Annotated in this window: 14 protein-coding genes; 5 read left to right on the top strand and 9 right to left on the bottom strand. The window is 60.7% G+C overall.

Annotated features, from left to right (window positions below):
• Positions 1–8 precede the first annotated feature (8 nt).
• Positions 9–515: a hypothetical protein gene (locus A7G45_RS04680; RefSeq protein ID WP_260934267.1), complete on the bottom strand. Its 507-nt coding sequence runs from the start codon at positions 513–515 to the stop codon at positions 9–11.
• The gene (locus A7G45_RS04675) at positions 515–1,363 is read right to left on the bottom strand and encodes a hypothetical protein (RefSeq protein WP_260934264.1); all 849 of its coding nucleotides are present in this window, start codon (positions 1,361–1,363) and stop codon (positions 515–517) included. The genes A7G45_RS04680 and A7G45_RS04675 overlap by 1 nt, the downstream gene beginning before the upstream one ends.
• A 569-nt stretch (positions 1,364–1,932) precedes the next feature.
• Here A7G45_RS04675 and A7G45_RS04670 point away from each other — a divergent pair.
• The 4 genes from A7G45_RS04670 (at position 1,933) to A7G45_RS04655 (ending at position 5,052) form a co-directional block, all read left to right on the top strand.
• The gene (locus A7G45_RS04670) at positions 1,933–2,991 is read left to right on the top strand and encodes a glycosyltransferase family 4 protein (protein WP_260934261.1); all 1,059 of its coding nucleotides are present in this window, start codon (positions 1,933–1,935) and stop codon (positions 2,989–2,991) included.
• A 13-nt stretch (positions 2,992–3,004) separates the two neighbouring features.
• Complete coding sequence (locus tag A7G45_RS32230) at positions 3,005–3,697, top strand: acyltransferase (RefSeq protein ID WP_276554726.1); 693 nt, start codon at positions 3,005–3,007, stop codon at positions 3,695–3,697.
• Between the two features lie 58 nt (positions 3,698–3,755).
• Entirely contained in the window at positions 3,756–4,454 is a 699-nt protein-coding gene (locus A7G45_RS04660; protein ID WP_260934259.1) for an O-methyltransferase, read from the top strand.
• A 97-nt stretch (positions 4,455–4,551) separates the two neighbouring features.
• On the top strand, positions 4,552–5,052 hold the full coding sequence (locus A7G45_RS04655) for a YdcF family protein (RefSeq protein WP_260934257.1): 501 nt from the start codon (positions 4,552–4,554) through the stop codon (positions 5,050–5,052).
• On the opposite strand, the gene A7G45_RS04650 is transcribed toward A7G45_RS04655, so the two are convergent.
• Positions 5,033–6,043 (bottom strand): glycosyltransferase family 2 protein, encoded by a 1,011-nt coding sequence (locus A7G45_RS04650; RefSeq protein ID WP_260934254.1) that lies wholly within the window; start codon positions 6,041–6,043, stop codon positions 5,033–5,035. The genes A7G45_RS04655 and A7G45_RS04650 overlap by 20 nt on opposite strands.
• Positions 6,040–7,131 carry a glycosyltransferase gene (locus A7G45_RS04645; protein ID WP_260934250.1) on the bottom strand — a complete coding sequence of 364 codons (1,092 nt, stop codon included), beginning with the start codon at positions 7,129–7,131 and terminating at the stop codon, positions 6,040–6,042. Before A7G45_RS04645 ends, A7G45_RS04650 begins: the two co-directional genes overlap by 4 nt.
• Before the next feature lie 208 nt (positions 7,132–7,339).
• On the opposite strand from A7G45_RS04645, the gene A7G45_RS04640 reads away from it, so the two are divergent.
• Positions 7,340–8,146 carry a polysaccharide pyruvyl transferase family protein gene (locus A7G45_RS04640; RefSeq protein ID WP_260934247.1) on the top strand — a complete coding sequence of 269 codons (807 nt, stop codon included), beginning with the start codon at positions 7,340–7,342 and terminating at the stop codon, positions 8,144–8,146.
• Between the two features lie 17 nt (positions 8,147–8,163).
• Here A7G45_RS04640 and A7G45_RS04635 read toward each other — a convergent pair whose 3' ends face one another.
• From A7G45_RS04635 to A7G45_RS04615, 5 genes are all read right to left on the bottom strand, one after another.
• Positions 8,164–9,627 (bottom strand): lipopolysaccharide biosynthesis protein, encoded by a 1,464-nt coding sequence (locus A7G45_RS04635; protein ID WP_260934244.1) that lies wholly within the window; start codon positions 9,625–9,627, stop codon positions 8,164–8,166.
• Positions 9,628–9,659: 32 nt separating this feature from the next.
• Complete coding sequence (locus A7G45_RS32480; protein WP_260934241.1) at positions 9,660–11,006, bottom strand: O-antigen ligase family protein; 1,347 nt, start codon at positions 11,004–11,006, stop codon at positions 9,660–9,662.
• A 210-nt stretch (positions 11,007–11,216) separates the two neighbouring features.
• Positions 11,217–12,431 carry a glycosyltransferase family 4 protein gene (locus A7G45_RS04625; RefSeq protein ID WP_260934239.1) on the bottom strand — a complete coding sequence of 405 codons (1,215 nt, stop codon included), beginning with the start codon at positions 12,429–12,431 and terminating at the stop codon, positions 11,217–11,219.
• 12 nt (positions 12,432–12,443) lie between these two features.
• Positions 12,444–14,255 carry a DUF4012 domain-containing protein gene (locus A7G45_RS04620; protein ID WP_377041975.1) on the bottom strand — a complete coding sequence of 604 codons (1,812 nt, stop codon included), beginning with the start codon at positions 14,253–14,255 and terminating at the stop codon, positions 12,444–12,446.
• Between the two features lie 198 nt (positions 14,256–14,453).
• A complete protein-coding gene (locus tag A7G45_RS04615; RefSeq protein WP_260934237.1) occupies positions 14,454–14,918 on the bottom strand; it encodes a hypothetical protein in 465 nt (154 codons plus the stop codon).
• Positions 14,919–15,364 lie beyond the last annotated feature (446 nt).

Below are 15,364 nucleotides of genomic sequence, written 5' to 3'. Positions count from 1 at the left end.
TTGGGGCGCTAACTACGCGGGATGACATGCAGGTTGATGAGCAATCCGGGGTCCGTCCCGCCGGTGAACTGAGGGTCGAACAGCACCCGCACTCGTCGTGGATGGTTACGAATGGTGCGCTTTACCGTGACCGGCAGAACGGACGTGTTGTTCGCAACGGTCGGTGGCGGCAGATTCGGGCCGTGCCACCCGACTCCCTCGGCGATATCGGCCGGGATGTTCTCGTCGGCAACGTCGTACCACCGGTTTTTCGTGTATTGGTAGCCGTCCATATTGTCCAGGCAGTATTGGAATTTGACGCCCAGCGACCACTCGGCGGGCGCTCCGGTCACTGACTCCACCCCAAGGACCCACGTGACAGTTTCTGCCCATCCGAAGTCCATCGGATACGCCGGCTGCGCGAGGCTGATCGGTCCCTTCGCCGATGCGGCACGAAGTGGGCCAAGCCCCTTGTTGTGTTCGCCGTCGACGGGTGAAGACGAGACGAGAATCTGAGTCTTCGAGTAGCGCAGCATCAGGAAAGAACCTCGTTGACGGTGGCGACGGCCTGGTCGATCACCAGGAACGATTCTCCAGAGCCGGGTGGGCCGGGCCAGAGAACCACACAAAAATTCAGACCGCCGGCGAAGGATTCCATTGGGGACCCCGCCTGCGGGGCGAACGAGGCTGTTCCGCCATGCAACTTGGTCAGATCGAACACCTTGTTGTTGATTTGGCAGGAATGGTAGCCACCGGAACCGTCGTTTGCGCCAAGGTCGATGGTGAGGCTCATCCAATCAAAGTTGAACTTGTTCTGATTGTCGCCGGCGAAATTCGCGGCGCCCGAACCGGGTATCTGCGCCGGCTTTCCGTGCTCGTCGGCGATGAACAATGCCCGGTTTCCGGAACTGGAGTTGCGCTGCACGGTGAGCTGGAACATTGAACGCTTCTTGTCGTCCCAGGACTGCGTGTCGATCATCAGCATGTAGCCGCCGAGTGAAGCCGTCGAGGCGTCCGTCCCGTGCGCCACATAGCAAGAGAAAGTGACCAGATTGCCATCGTAGTAGCGACTGAGGTTCTTGATCGCGGCAGGATTGTTGGAGCCCGACCAGCCGTTGGTGTACTCGGCGTCAGGTGGCGCTGAGCACCCGATCATCAGTGCGTGGCTGCCGGAGAACACCGGATACGACGTCAGTGAAAGTGCAGTGCATGGCGAGTAGCTGTCGTAGTGGTCGCGCCACCCGTTGAATCCGGTGTCGAACGTATCGTGAAAGAGAACCGTGCCTTTCAGCGGATTCCGCTGAGGAGCGCGCGCCACGTTGGTGGCCCCGTCTTCGCTCGCCCCGCTGCCCTGATCGTCCGTCGAACAGCCTGCCAGTGCCATACCCGCTCCAAAACCTGCAGCTGCCATGCCGGCCTGTATCGCCGACCTGCGAGATACTTCTGGGCTCATCGATGGGTCACCTTACTGGCGTCATTCGTACGCGATTCGAAGCAAGAGCTCCTCAGTTCGCGATATTGACGGTCTGCGGAGCGACGTCGCCATCGTAGCGAAGGTGTCACCTGATTCCGCGAATTTTGCTCCAATGCCAACGGATTTGAAGTGTGGTCTTCGAGTCCGGCCCAGCGGTTCCGGTCATTCGCGACGGTCCGGCGACGTGCTGCGCTAGTCTGCACCAGGAAAGTGCCGTGAACCCGGTGCGGAGATCCTGGGCAGTCCCTAGCAACTACTGCGGGACAGGAACATTCGAGAATCACTTGCTCGTCTTCCGGACGCGAAGATCGCGGTTAGGGGTGATGCGTGGCGGAGACTGTGAGCCGGGAGGGCCAGCTGCTATCGCACCGGGCGGCCCAACGAGATCGGATATCGAGTCCTCGTGCTCTGAGCAAGCATCAGAGCCGTTGTCGCCGTGTCTCGCTGCGTCGCACCGTCTTCCGTCGAACAAGCCGATCGTGAGGATTCTGTTCGACGGCTACTGGTGGGTGGACGGCCCGCCATCAGGCCGCAACGTACTGCGGGCGTTGGTCGCCGGCTGGTCGCGTGCCTTCCCTGGCGATGCCCTCACATTGCGCGTTCCGAAGTGCCAGGTCTCGGACGTCGCGGACGATTTGCGGCGCACGCACCTCGATATCGACCTCGATTCCTACCCGGCTTGCGCCAAGTACCACGCTGCCGCTGTGGCCACGATCATGGCTCGCTCCAATCGATACGACGCCGTGCTCACTCAGAACTTCTGTCCGCCGCTCTCAACGACGGCCCGTGTCACCCTGCTGCACGATGCTCTCTTCGTTTCAAATCCGGAGTGGTTCACCCGACCAGAGTTGTTGTATCTCGGTGCGATTCGTCCCTCGCTTCGAAGGGCTACCACCGTACTGACGACATCCGATGCAGAGACGGTGCGTATTGGCGCGATGTGGCCTGAACTCAGGAGTCGACTCGCGACGGTGGGCTTGAGTGTTCCTGACGACTTGGTCGAAGCGCAGCCGCAACGCCCGGCAGGCTTGCCCGACGCCCAGCGATTCGTCCTTGCCGTCGGACGGCTCAATGTGCGAAAGAACCTGGCGCGCCTGATCGAGGCCTTCATCAGCATCGCCCACGATGACCCTGAACGCCATCTGGTCATCGTCGGCCGGAAAGACGGGGTCTATGCGCCAGCTGAGGTTCCAGATGAAATGCAGGCGCGTATACATTTCCTGGGACACGTGACTGACGACGAGCTCCGCTGGCTCTACGAAAATTGTGGCCTGTTCGTTTCCCCTTCGCTGGGCGAAGGCTATGGCCTACCGCTGATCGAGGCAAACATGTTCGGCGCTCAGGTAATCGCCAGTGACATCCCAGTATTCAGGGAGCTGGCTATCGCCACCGCCTACTTCGATCCCATGTCGGTCGACGAGATGGCCGCCGCGATCCGCGGCGGGCTCGGTAGCGCAGCAACGCCGAGCGCCAGCCGATTGACGTGGGACGAAGTGGTGCAGAACATCCGCGACGCCATCGAGAAGGGAGCCCGCTGAGGTGACTAGGTGGTTGCTCACCAGCCTTCGACGCAGTATCAATGCGCGATATACCCGCAGTCGCGGATTGGCCTCGGGCATCGACGATCGCGTCAGCGACAGGGATGTAATGCGCTTCTTCGCAAGGAAGTTGACAGCGCGTATGCGTGGTGTGGCCCGTGGCTTCCCACACGCCTTCGTCGATCGCAATGTCGTCATACTCAACCGTTCGGGGCTGACGGTGGGACGCGGAGTTTCGATTGGCCGCGGCGTACTCATCGACGCCATGGCCGAGGAGGGCGTCACTCTGCACGATGCCGTGACTATCGATGTGAATGCTGTTATTCGCGGCTCGGGCACCATCCGGCGATTGGGACGAGGCGTGAGCGTCGGGGCGCGCGCGGCAATCGGCGCCGACAACTTCATCCACGGTGGTGGCGGCGTAGAGATAGGCGCGGACGTCCTACTCGGCCCCGGAGTCAGAATCTTTTCTGAGAACCACAATTTCGCGCGTCGGGATGCCCCGATCATCGATCAGGGCGAGATACCAGACCGGGTCCGGGTCGGGGACGGAGCTTGGATCGGCGCCGGATCGACAATTCTTGCCGGTGTGGAGATTGGTGAAGGTGCGATCGTTGCCGCGGGGTCTGTCGTCACCAGTTCCGTTGGCCCGTTCGCGATAGTGGCCGGTTCGCCGGCCCGGCGGGTAAAAGATCGACCGAAATGAGGACCTGAAGTTCCTTCGGACCAGCCCGCAGCGGTCGGTGTTCAGCTAAATTGACGCTATGGACATTCTCAAGGGAATGAGCAAGCCGCGCCTACCGGGTGAGCAGCCGGTTGTCTTGCACGGCGGCCATGCAGCGCATGTTCTCCCTGCAGTGGCCGAGTTCCTGCGATCGAACGTTTACCCAGGTTTTCAAACGCTGGAAACCGGTGCTGGCCTGTCCACACTGATCTTCGCCGAGCGCGGTGCGGCACATGAAGTAGTCACGCCGAGTGAGAGTGAGCGGGATGCGATTCTGGAAGAAGCCGCCGAGCGCGATATAGATACCTCCGGGCTGCGGTTTCACATCGGATTCAGCCAGGACGTCCTGCCGAGCTTGGACGGTCCGCTGGATTTGATCCTCATCGACGGCGGTCATGGGTTCCCCATTCCTGAAATCGACTGGGCCTACACGGCACCGCGGCTGCGCGTCGGCGGTCTTCTACTCATCGACGACATCGATTTGTGGACCGGTGCGAATCTGGTGGACTTCCTGAAAGCGGAACCGGGTTGGCGATACCGGGAGACCCTCGATGACCGCACAGCGATATTCGAGCTGACTGCGCCGGCAGAGTTGCGGGAGTGGACCATGCAACCGTACGTGCGCGCAAAGTCCTGGTTGCCGCAGAATACGCGTCGGCTCCGTCGTGGTTTTCGCCATCTCGCTCATGGTGAGTTTGCAGTGTTGGGTGCGAAAGTTCGGAAGTACGTCGCTCGTTAGCCTGCGTGGCAGGGCGATGCGCGGACGACGGCGAGGGTTGGTTCGGCGACCGAGATGGCGGCTGACGCGTCGGTACACCGCTGCAATCGGACTTCTGATGATCATGGTGGTGATCGGCGGGTTGCCTGTGTATGTGTACCCGAGGACAGACCAGTTGGAGCGGGCAGATGCTGTAGTCGTGCTCGGAGGCTACGGTGCAGACCGATTCGATTACGGCATCACCTTGGCCGAACGTGGCTGGGCTCCGGTGGCGGTGCTATCGGTCTATAACCCGGACAACGACCCATCGATAACTGATGTTTGCGACGGCCGTCTCGACAAGTCCATCTCCATAGTGTGCTTCACGGCTGATCCGCTGACGACGCTGGGTGAAGCGCGGGAAGTCCGCCGGCTTGCCCAGGAGCGCCGCTGGCACAAGATCATTGTGGTAACGGCGCGATCGCATATATCGCGGGCGCGCTACATCGTGAGCAAGTGCTTCGACGGTGAGATCTTGATGGAGCCGAATCCCACCGAAATCTCCCGCGCACGTTGGGTATACGAGTACTTCTACCAAACGGCGGGCTACTTGCGAACGATCATTCAGCCAGGATGCTGAGGTCCGGGGGAGGTGGCCCTGGCTGGTCACGTGCCGGCGGCATCGCCATTCGCCGGAGCATTCCATTGACCAAACCGGCGGCCGCGGCGCGGTACCACGTGCGGTCTTTCTCCGCCCGTAAGCCGATGGCTTTGCGCAGCGGCGTCAACAGCGCCATCAGCTGCAGCACTATCCACAGCGCCGAGATCGTTGGTACCGAAACCAGTTTCCTGCGGAACAAGACATAGGACAGTGCCACAGACCGGTAATACTGACCGGCTGAGAAATCTGGAAACTGTGCGGTCGACCAGCCGCCGACGTGGGTGATCGCTGCGCGCGGCTCGAGCAGCACTCTCACCCCGATTGCCCGCAGCTTGCGAGCGAGGACTTCCTCCTCCTGGTAGAGGTAGAAGCGCTCATCGAACCCACCTACACGGTGAAAGCTCTTGGCGCTCAGCGCCATGCACGACCCCTGGACATACGCGACCTCACCGCCGTCCACATACACCGCATCGGTCTGTGGCACATCGCGCCGAAGCGGCCCGACGGTAAGGGCGGTCGGGAAGAACACTTCTGCTACATCGGTTAACGGCCGCGACCACTGCCGTGCGCGGGTCTGGTCATTGCCGAGGGAATCGAGGATGCGGGGTCCAACCATGGCGTCGTTGGCAATGACGCACTCGGACATCAGTTGTACCGCTTGGGGTGACTGGAACGCAGCGTCCGGATTCAGGAAGATCAAGACCTCCGACGTCGCGTTCGCCGCGCCCAAGTTGCATCCTGCGCCGAAGCCGCGGTTCGCGCCGGCGCGTATCAGCTTTGCGTCGGGTCGAAGCTCGAGCGCAGTCGGCACCGAAGAGTCCGACGACTCCTGATCGACAAGAATCACCTCGCAGTCTGCGGGGATCGATGCCAGGCATTCAGCCAGCGTCGCAACAGAGTTGAACATCACGACGACTATCGAGGCGCTCGGGCCCGCTGCATCCGTGCGAGGTGTTCCAGACTCGGTCACCGGCCTACCATCCGTTCGCGCCATAGGCTGCTGAAAATCGAGGTGAAGCTGTCGAGCGTAAACCGTGACAGATCATCCGCTACCCGGGAATCGCTGCGCGGGTCGAGGTACTCGCGGACCGAACCTCCTTGTATCTGCTCCCATTTCACACACGCACCGGCGACAGCCTCCGGCAGGCCGCTGCGGGCGTGCTCGGACGCTATGACGGGTCTGCCGTACATCATTGCTTCGACCACTTTGACTTTCATCCCGCCGCCGAGGTAGATGGGTGCCAGGACAACGTCGACCTGCTCGTAGAACTCCGCGACGTCGGCGAGCGCTCCGATGACGGCGGCGCCGTCGGCGTTCGGAAGCTTTTCTGAGCCAAATCCCGCTACTACGATGCGATCTGCGCTTGGTCGTAGCGTCGGCAACCAATGCCGGATTAGGCGGTCATACGCGTCGCGGTTCGGCGGATAGTCGAAATTCGCCAGCATCCCGTAGACCAGAGTGGACTTTTGATTGGCAGCCCGGCGCTGTTTCAGAATGGCGTCGGATTCCGTAACCGGCGTCGGTAGCCATACGGCGCGCGGGCCCAGTTGATGTTTGTCTGCCACTGATGCGGTGGTCACGACATCGGCATGCGCGTATTCGTATGCTTCACGCCGGGACCATAATTGGGCCTGCGCCACGCTGGAGGCTCCCGCGACCGCTCCAACCACCTGCGCGTGATTGCGTGCGAAGTTGCTCCAGAGATCGGGAAAATCGAGCCAGGCCGCCGGCGCTTTCAGCGCCCAGCGGTTCGCGCCAGGGGTGAGGCTGACCACTGGTCTTGAGTGGCCGAACCTGCCCAGTTGGGCCTCGACCGGTCGTCGCAGTTGGACGGGCAACAGGTGACGTTTGATCCGGTGCAGACGTGATGTCACCACCTGTTCCGTACCTGCTATTCCGCTGGGGCCCACGCCAATTGGCTCGGGCTCCAGGCCGAGCGCGTCGAGTGCGGCAAGGAAGGCCTGAACGCGCTTGCCGCCGCCGTCGAGCCGCCGGAACGAGACATCGAGGGCGACGACGTCCGCCGATGGTGATCGATGGCCGGTCGGAGGGCTCATAGGACTTCCTCGTCATCACGCGCGACGCCGGTTTACACGGAGTCTGACCACTGGCTGCCGAACCACTAGCACGTGGACAACTGAACTCGCTTGCGTTCTGCGCGTGGCACCGCGGGCATCCGCAGTTTAGCTGCCGTGGACTTCGCCATGCGATAAATTGACTGAAGCGCGATTTTCGAGGTGAAACCACGCGTGCCGAAGGGGTCATGTGCCGCAAATCGTCCACTGGAATCCGCACCTGCGCTTGCGGCCCAGCGGAGTGCTATGGCGGGTACGGCGTTTCGATCGGGAGAACAATTTCGGCGACTTGCTCGGGCCGTGGATCGTTGCCCGCGTAGTCAGCACGCTCAGACTCGGAAGAGCGGTCTCTTCGCGGGACCGACTGCTGGCCGTCGGGTCGATCATCAACCTCGTGGCTCGCGAGGGAGATGTCGTGTGGGGGGCGGGAATCCATGGAAATCATCTACCGCTGGCGGATCCGATACCGCCGCTAGACGTCCGGGCGGTGCGCGGTCCGTCGACAGCGGCGGTGCTGCGCGGATGCGGCATCAATGTGCCGGCGGTGTTTGGCGATCCGGCGCTTCTCATACCTCACCTGTGGGCAGACGCTGAATTAGGAATACGCAGGCGCACGGGAGGCACCGTAATCGTGCCGAATTACTACGATTTTGCGAATGCGCCGCAGAATTCTTTGAACCCGCGAGGGGACATGCTGACGCGGGTTCGCGCCATTGCTTCGGCCGAACGGGTCATCGCAAGTTCTCTGCACGGGATCGTCGTAGCAGAGGCCTATGGCGTGCCCGCGACGCTTGTGGCGTCCAGCAGTGAAAAGTTGTTCAAGTACGAGGACTACTACGGGGGTACGGGCCGAACGCTCCCGCCCATCGCACCGGATTGGCAGTCAGCCGCCGACACGCCGGCCTGTGAGCCGATCAGTCACTGGGCGCCGGAGCCACTCCTGGAGGCCTTTCCGGCCGACCTGTGGCGAGTCGCTGTGGGCCAGTCCCGCACCTGAGTGAGTAACGCGCGGCGCTAGTGGTCAACTCGGTTCTTGACCATGCCTGCGAAGTGCGCGACCGGCGGCCTGACCACCTCGACCAGAACGTCTCTGATCGGAGAACTCGAGATCAATAATGGCAGGTACACCAACAGGGCAAGCCCGCCGCCGGCAGCGATGACGATCACGTCCGAATAATTCCTCAGTGTCTCAACCATTTTCAAGACTAGTCCACCAGTAACCGCGCCGCAGAACAGGACGTGCAAGCCAGAACGCAAGAACTCATGGCTCGGCATGTCATCGCATGTGCGTAGCCATTTCAGAGAAATGAACCATGACAGGATGATGCCAATCGAGAATCCCCATGCAACGCCTTTGAGCCCGCCAAGCGATCCCAGGACGACGCACACGACCTGAGAAGGCTTGATCAGCAGGCTCTGATGGAAGAGCGACTTCGCGTTGCCTGACGCGAGAAATGCCCAATAGGCAACGAACGTGAAAATCTGAAACGCGCCGCCGACAGAAAGAATGGTCAGGAGTGGCGCTGAACCGAGCCATGCTGGCCCAAACATCACTCTGACCAGAGGTTCGGCAAGAGAGCCGGCGAGGGCGAATGCGAGTGTCAGGGCCGATGAGAGGACGACCTGTGCCTTCCACAGCGTCTGATAGAAATCAATTCCCTCATGACGCTTCTTGGAGAGAATCGGCAGTACGACGTTGGTCAGTGGAGCCAGCAATTGATTCGTGGGCACGGTGAGTACTTGAAATGCCCGGTTGTAAACGCCGAGTGGGGCGGCACCCCATCGGATTCCAATGACGTAAGAATCAGTGTTCAACGCGCCATAGTTCAGTAGTTGCGCACATCCCAGGTGCGCACCGAACTTGTACAGGGTGGCCATTCCTGGATCGCGATTCGGTAGCGTCGGCCACCATCCTGCGATGATGCACCGGACGACGAGAAGCGATACGGCCGCGCTGAGCATCTGAATGACCAGCGACCAATACCCAGCACCGGATAGTGCGGCGATCAATCCAATCACGAGGCCAAGCAGTTGCGAGAGCACATCTGTGACGGTCAGTGCGGTGAAGCGGTGTCCCCGCGCCAGGTGAACTTGAAACTGCATCTGGAGGGCGCTGATTATGAACAACAGGGCTGACCACGGCGTGATCGCAGTCAAGGCGGGTTCGTGATACATGTCGGCGACCATTGGCGCCGCGAGACTGAGGGCCGTGGTCATCAGCGCGCCGATCGCTGCGTTGGTCCAAAACAGGTTGCTCGCCTGGCGATGGGTGAGATTCGACGCCTGTATTGCCGCCTGCGAGATGCCGAAATCTCGAATCAGTTCGCCGAGCATCACGAACACCGCCAGCATCGCCACCAGGCCGATATCGCGAGGGCTGAGGATCCTCGAGAAGATCAGTAGCCCTGCGAACTGCAGAACAGTCTTGGCAAGCTGACCGGCAATCGTGACAGCGCCTGCGCGTCGTGCCGACACCATTTTCCGTCTCCTGGCGCTCGCGACGTCGACTGCTAGCTCAGGCCCAAGCGGACCGGCGGAGTCTTGGCCGCCGTCGTGCGGCGGCCTTCTCTGGGCGACTCACTATTTGTGGCGCTGCGCGCCGCGAGAAAGCCAAAGGCGAAGAACCACAGCGGCATTGTCTCTTTTGCCGCCATGCCCCAGCCTGTCCAGGCGATGATGAACAGGCCGGGAAGGACTGCCCAGAATGCTGCGCTGCGCGCATCGAAGCCTTTGGCTGCGGAGAAACGCTTGATGGACTCTGTCAATGCCATGATCATCGGCAGGAACAGCACAATTGCCAGCGGAATACCCAACTCAGCGGCTGGGAACAGGAACGAGTTGTGCAGCGGGAAGCCAGATGCAACGAGGTGATCGTAACGGCCCGCGTACTCGCTGTAGTAGTTCGGACCGGTTCCGATAAAAGGTTCGCGGGTGATCTGTTCGAGCCCGTTGGACAGAAGATATTTCCGAGCGCCGCCCTCGGGGTCCTGAAGCTGCCGCAGTTCCAACCGGGAGAACGAATGGGTAGTCAGGACCACCGCGACGCCGGCGGCAGCGACAACCGTCAGCCGTTGTGCGATCGATGTGGCTCGACCGCCGATGAAGGCCCATATGACGATTGCGAGAACTATCGCGACAGTGTTCGCTCGGGACAGAGTCAGAAGCGTGGCAACCGATCCGAAGGCAATCGCCAGGTAGGCCATTCGACGGGTTGCTGCCACATGGCTGGCCGTCAAGGGGAGGAGTATGCACAACAGCAGAAATACTGTCTTGCCGAGTACGGAGGGGTGTGCATACAGCCCGACCATGCGTTCGGAATGTATCCACTGCTTGACGTCTGGACCTTGCGCAGCCAGCAACATGGTCCCGCGTGACTGCGCGACCGTCACCACGAGTTGCAGTGCGCCGGCTGCCAGACTTGCGCCGGCCAGGAAGACGCCCGCATTGTCATCGAGGTTCTCGCTGATCCAGCGTCCGACACCGAACGAGATGAGGGCGGTCAGGTAGAGCTGAAGTCCAGACCACTGTTCGTTCGTGTTACCCCATGACGTGAGCAGAAGGGTCAGCGCCGGCAGTCCGAATATCAGAAGTAGCCAACTTATTTGGAGACGCCCGCTGTTGGCCCATATTGATATGAGGGCGCCGATCAAGACGACGTCGGCGAGAGAAATACCAGGTGCGCCGGATGCGATGCCGTAATGCACGGATGTGGTGGGGCCGATGTACAACGCGGTGGTGATTCCGCTGAGCGTGAGAACGTAGGCGCTGACGAATGCTGTTGCCCAACCGGCAAATCGTGCCGCGACAAGCACGAACGCGATTACCACAGCAATACATAGCAGCTTGGTTGTTGTCACACGCCAGACCTAGCTCCGCGAAGTGAATGATCCACGTACAGCGTAGGCCACGCGACCTGCGCCGGGCGCTGAAATCTAATGCTGTTGTGCGGCAATATCTACATACTTGGAGCCGCAGACTCAACGGTAGCGGCGTTCCGCGCCGATATTCAACACCGCCACAACAGCTTCATTAGGTTTACCGCCGGCACCCTGCACAGGTGTTCAGTACTAACTCGGGGCAGGGTGCCGCGCCTCGGACACTGGTCGAGTGAACCCACTCGACGGAGCCGCTCGCACCAGCTGGTGAAAGGCTGCGAGGTATGCCGCCACACTGCGATCCCAACCGTAGTTCTCCAACACGAAACTCCTTGCAGATTGGCCGATTCTGGCCGCTCGAGAGGCGTCCGACATCAACGTGATCACGTGATCGGCGAATTCGCGCGGGGTATGGCCGACAAGAGCGTGGACTCCGGGTTCCAGGCCGACGATCGGGCGCGCGCTGGCTCCGTTCAGCACCACGGGGCAGCCCATGGCCATCGCGCGCATCGACTTTATGAGAATGCCGGCTTCGGTCATCGATGGTGCCAGCGCTACTTGCGCGTCGCAAAATTGGCCGTCGTAGTCAGTTACCTCGCCCAAGACGGTGATCCCGGGCTGGTTACCCAGCGCGCGAACTGTTTTGGTCGGACGGGCACCGAAGATCCGTAGCTGCGCATCGGGAACGGAATCACGGACCAGGGGCATGATGTCACGCGCCAGATGGATTGCGGTGGATTCGTTTTCGAGCCGCCACATCGCTCCGCCGAACGCTGCGACATGTGCTTCGCCTCCTGACCACGACGTAGTCGGCGGAGTGAGACCGGGGGGTGCGACATTGATGAGGCACTGAGAGCCTTCGAGCTTGTTCCTGTCGCCTTCGGAAAAGAGCAACAGCGAGTCGATCTTGGTGGTCAGCGCCCTCGCCACCCGGCGTCTCTTGGCGAGCTCGTGGCGGTCAAGACAGCGTTGGTAGAGAGACTGACCCGCCGGAGGAATCGTCATTCCATCATCGGGAACGTCGTGCGGTGCAAGGCTTGTCGGCATCTCACGGTGCAGTTTGAACAGTGGCTCAACCGCTGCCCAGTACTCGGCGTGGACTATGTCGGGACGCAGCCTGCGGGCCAGCGCAACCGTTTCCTTCGTCGATTGGGCTGACCAGGACGCTCGCGCCCCGTATGGGTACACACCGAGCCGGTTACGCCGGGATAGCCGGACCGGTGATCCGGCGTGGAAGGTGACGCCGTCGATCTGCCAGTCGCGCAGGTGGCCATTTCGTTGCCCGGGCGCGTAAACGTGCAGGTCGATGTGCGGTGCGAGGGCCTCGACGAGCGGCATTGCCAGGTCGTTTGCGGCATGGTCGTGACGCGCGAGCGGCGAATATGGCGTCACGAGAAGGATTTTCATAGCAGGTACCGGCTAGGGGCATTCCGGCACACGGACGTCAGGGCTGACATGGTCTGCCAGTGGCTGCACCGGAACACGCGCAGCGCCTGGCGTCGTCGGTTCGGAGAGATGGAAAGTCAGCGTTCCTGATTGTCTTGGCGGTATCGCCACCTGAATTTCGAATGTTGGATGCCCGCGTTCAGTACCTGTGAACACCGGTATCAGTTGATCGTTGGAGAACGCGCTGACCAATTTTGCGCCTTTTGTCGCCACCAGCCGGACCGATGTCAGCATCGAACCGCTGGGCATTGTGATTGGTACGTTGCGGCTGAGTCCCAATGCGCCGGCAACATATTCCGGTAGTGGAGCATCCGGTGCAACGCTTGTCAGCTTTATCGTCACCGTGGAGTTTCGCGTGGCCTCCGTGCACCGGTCTGCGGTGTAGGTGATCTCTCTTTTCAGGTAGTAGTCCATTTTGTTGCCTGCGAGGTTGTTGACGACGATCTCGGCATACGGTGCCGCATCATCAGGTATCTCATGTGCGAGTGGTGTCTGTGCCAAGACCTTCTGATTGTCTTCTGACGCACTCCACAGTGCGATTCGTCGCTCGCCGATCGCTTTCCCGAGAGCCGCCAACAGCTCGCGCGGCGATTGCACTGAACGCGTCATCTTCTTCACGACTTCTGCGGCAATGTTCTGAAGGAACAGCTTGCGCGCCGCCTGATCTGTAGGAAATCGGTTGTATGCCGTCGACTCCGTTAGCACGACGACGTTGTCCGTGGTGACTTCCTCGCCATCGGGAATCCGCACCGGTCCGATGGCGGCCAAGATGTAGCTTAGCGCGATGGGGTCGAGGGCGATCACGCCGTCAACATTGGCGCCGGACTCTTGCGCCCACATCGATTTCCAAATTTGAGCAGCATAGGGAAAGTTCGAACTCAGGTTGCTATTACGAATGTCAGTCGTGGGGTTTGTATATCCATATTGAGCAGCGAATTCTGGTCCGAGATCAAATGGGCGAAACGGGCCCTCGAGCGCGTTGTTCGAAGCCAGGGTTTCGACACTCGGCGTGCCGTCGACGAAATGCAAGATACCGAAACCGCCGATGATGCCACCCGTGCCGCGAGCTTCGGCATTGGTTTGAAATCCCATGAAGTAATTCGTCGGGCCGTCGGCGCCCATCATGACTGGCGCCAAACGTGCGGCGAGCGCGGTTGTGTCGAGAACCTTTGAAATGCTGGTGATTTGAGCTTGCAGCTTTGACCTCGCGTCGGCGATCTGCTTGAGATATGTGGGCTCGATGATGGCACCGGCCGCGGTGTCCAAGCGTTTGGCGTCGGCTGAAAGCCTGCTGAGTGCGGGCTCCTCGGCGCGCAGAAGATGTACGTCCAATCGACTGCCGGTGAACAGGTGGTCCGGCGACAGTGTCAGCCCGACACGTGTCGACGGCTGCAGCACGTCCTTCGCGAATCCGAGGACGACGGTTGAAATCTGTTGGCCAGCCTCGAATGGGCTGCCCAACCACGGCAATTTAGCCGCTATCGCCCAGGGGATGGAATGCGTCGCGTCATCAGCTTTCTGTGCGGCCACGAGCGTCGCGTCGGCGCGCTTTGCGGCCTCTTCGACGTGTCCCTTGGAGAGTGAGTCTTTTGTCTGCACCGCCTGTGAACGCGCTTCCTCCAGGTGTCCCTTTGCCGTGTGGGCTTCGACTGCCAGCCACCCGACGAGGCCTAGGAGGCCAATCAGTAGGCCGCCCAGTATTTTTGGCACACGGCGTCGCCATGCGCGGCGGCCAGCAGCAGGGCTGTCCTCGGTGTCTTCTACCGGGTCGTCGGCGTCGTCCACTCAGCGGCACTTTCCTGGGTAGGGAGATACTGCATCGGTCATTGACTCAGATTTCGTTTACGCGCGTGCAAATAAGTTCCGAAGTCGATAGTACGTCTCAGCTGTCGAGTAGGTGCAGGTCTTCGTACGTTTCGCCAACTGCGCGATAGCTGTGGATATTCGATGGCGAGGTAAGGCCAGCTAAGTCGATTGCCCGCACTATTTGGCGGGTGGGCTGAATGCCTCGCATCCCTCCATGTGGATCGTGAACCATTCTGGGTGCTGATCTTTCATCTTCACGCACATGTCCTGGTTCTCGTGAAGCCAGGCCACCTTTTCATCGTGGGCTTTCTCCTCGCGGCCGGATGGACTTGCGGCAGAGGCGCCGGCGTCCTTGGCTGTGGCGACCTTCTCATCGCAGTACAGCGACAAGTAGAACTTCCCCGTCTTCTTATCTTTCCGCCATGCGCTGACCAAGCACTTCTTCATGTCCACTTGATCTCCGACGACAGTGGAGAGAATCACCTTGCCGCCCCACGATTGGATAGCTTGTGCGGCTTCTCCATACGTTTTGCCGACTAGTAGGTCTTGAGCCGATGCGACTCCTCCACTGAAGAAGGTGCCGGTGCACGCTATCGTCAACCCTCCGAGCGCTGCCTTGAAGCATTCGAGACGACTTGCCATCGTGCCATACCTCCAGGTTCCCGCTAGGGGTGCCGGTGGCTGTCCGTAGGGGCAGCAGTCGCGGCAAAAACTTTCGCACGCAACGCATCTCGTCGTGTGACACTCCGCCTTAGCGGATGGTGGCGGACAGCGCAGTCCGCCACCATCCAGCGCAAGCGCACCTCCCGATCTAACGCGGCTTACGCGCGCGAAAATAAGATAGCACTGACGAGCCTGTCAATAAGTGAAAATTTGCAGGTTGCGGTAAGTCGCCTGCCTCATCGGAGCTCACGCCTGGTGTTGGGCGCGGTCGCAGGAATTCTCTGGTCGGCCGGTTGATGTGCGCGTGGAAGGCGTACGTGACCTCTGGCGCCACTGCGGTGTAAGTCGAACGCAATGAGCGGGGCCGCAATCATCCCCGACCGCAATGCCTAACCGCAGCGCGAGAAGCAACATCAGTCTCGGCA

Origin of the sequence: Mycolicibacterium llatzerense, assembly GCF_025331195.1 — a bacterium.
GTDB classification, from domain to species: Bacteria; Actinomycetota; Actinomycetes; order Mycobacteriales; family Mycobacteriaceae; genus Mycobacterium; species Mycobacterium llatzerense.
Note: the sequence above shows the minus strand (reverse complement) of the source record. Positions and strands in the feature narration are given on the sequence as shown.

What these genes read in the sequence shown, in the direction of transcription:
- A7G45_RS04615 (WP_260934237.1), bottom strand. Translation starts at nt 14,918, where the DNA reads ATGGCAAGTCGTCTCGAATGCTTCAAGGCAGCGCTCGGAGGGTTGACG.
- A7G45_RS04680 (WP_260934267.1), bottom strand. Translation starts at nt 515, where the DNA reads ATGCTGCGCTACTCGAAGACTCAGATTCTCGTCTCGTCTTCACCCGTC.
- A7G45_RS04655 (WP_260934257.1), top strand. Translation starts at nt 4,552, where the DNA reads ATGATCATGGTGGTGATCGGCGGGTTGCCTGTGTATGTGTACCCGAGG.
- A7G45_RS04660 (WP_260934259.1), top strand. Translation starts at nt 3,756, where the DNA reads ATGGACATTCTCAAGGGAATGAGCAAGCCGCGCCTACCGGGTGAGCAG.
- A7G45_RS04675 (WP_260934264.1), bottom strand. Translation starts at nt 1,363, where the DNA reads ATGGCACTGGCAGGCTGTTCGACGGACGATCAGGGCAGCGGGGCGAGC.
- A7G45_RS04625 (WP_260934239.1), bottom strand. Translation starts at nt 12,431, where the DNA reads ATGAAAATCCTTCTCGTGACGCCATATTCGCCGCTCGCGCGTCACGAC.
- A7G45_RS04635 (WP_260934244.1), bottom strand. Translation starts at nt 9,627, where the DNA reads ATGGTGTCGGCACGACGCGCAGGCGCTGTCACGATTGCCGGTCAGCTT.
- A7G45_RS04645 (WP_260934250.1), bottom strand. Translation starts at nt 7,131, where the DNA reads ATGAGCCCTCCGACCGGCCATCGATCACCATCGGCGGACGTCGTCGCC.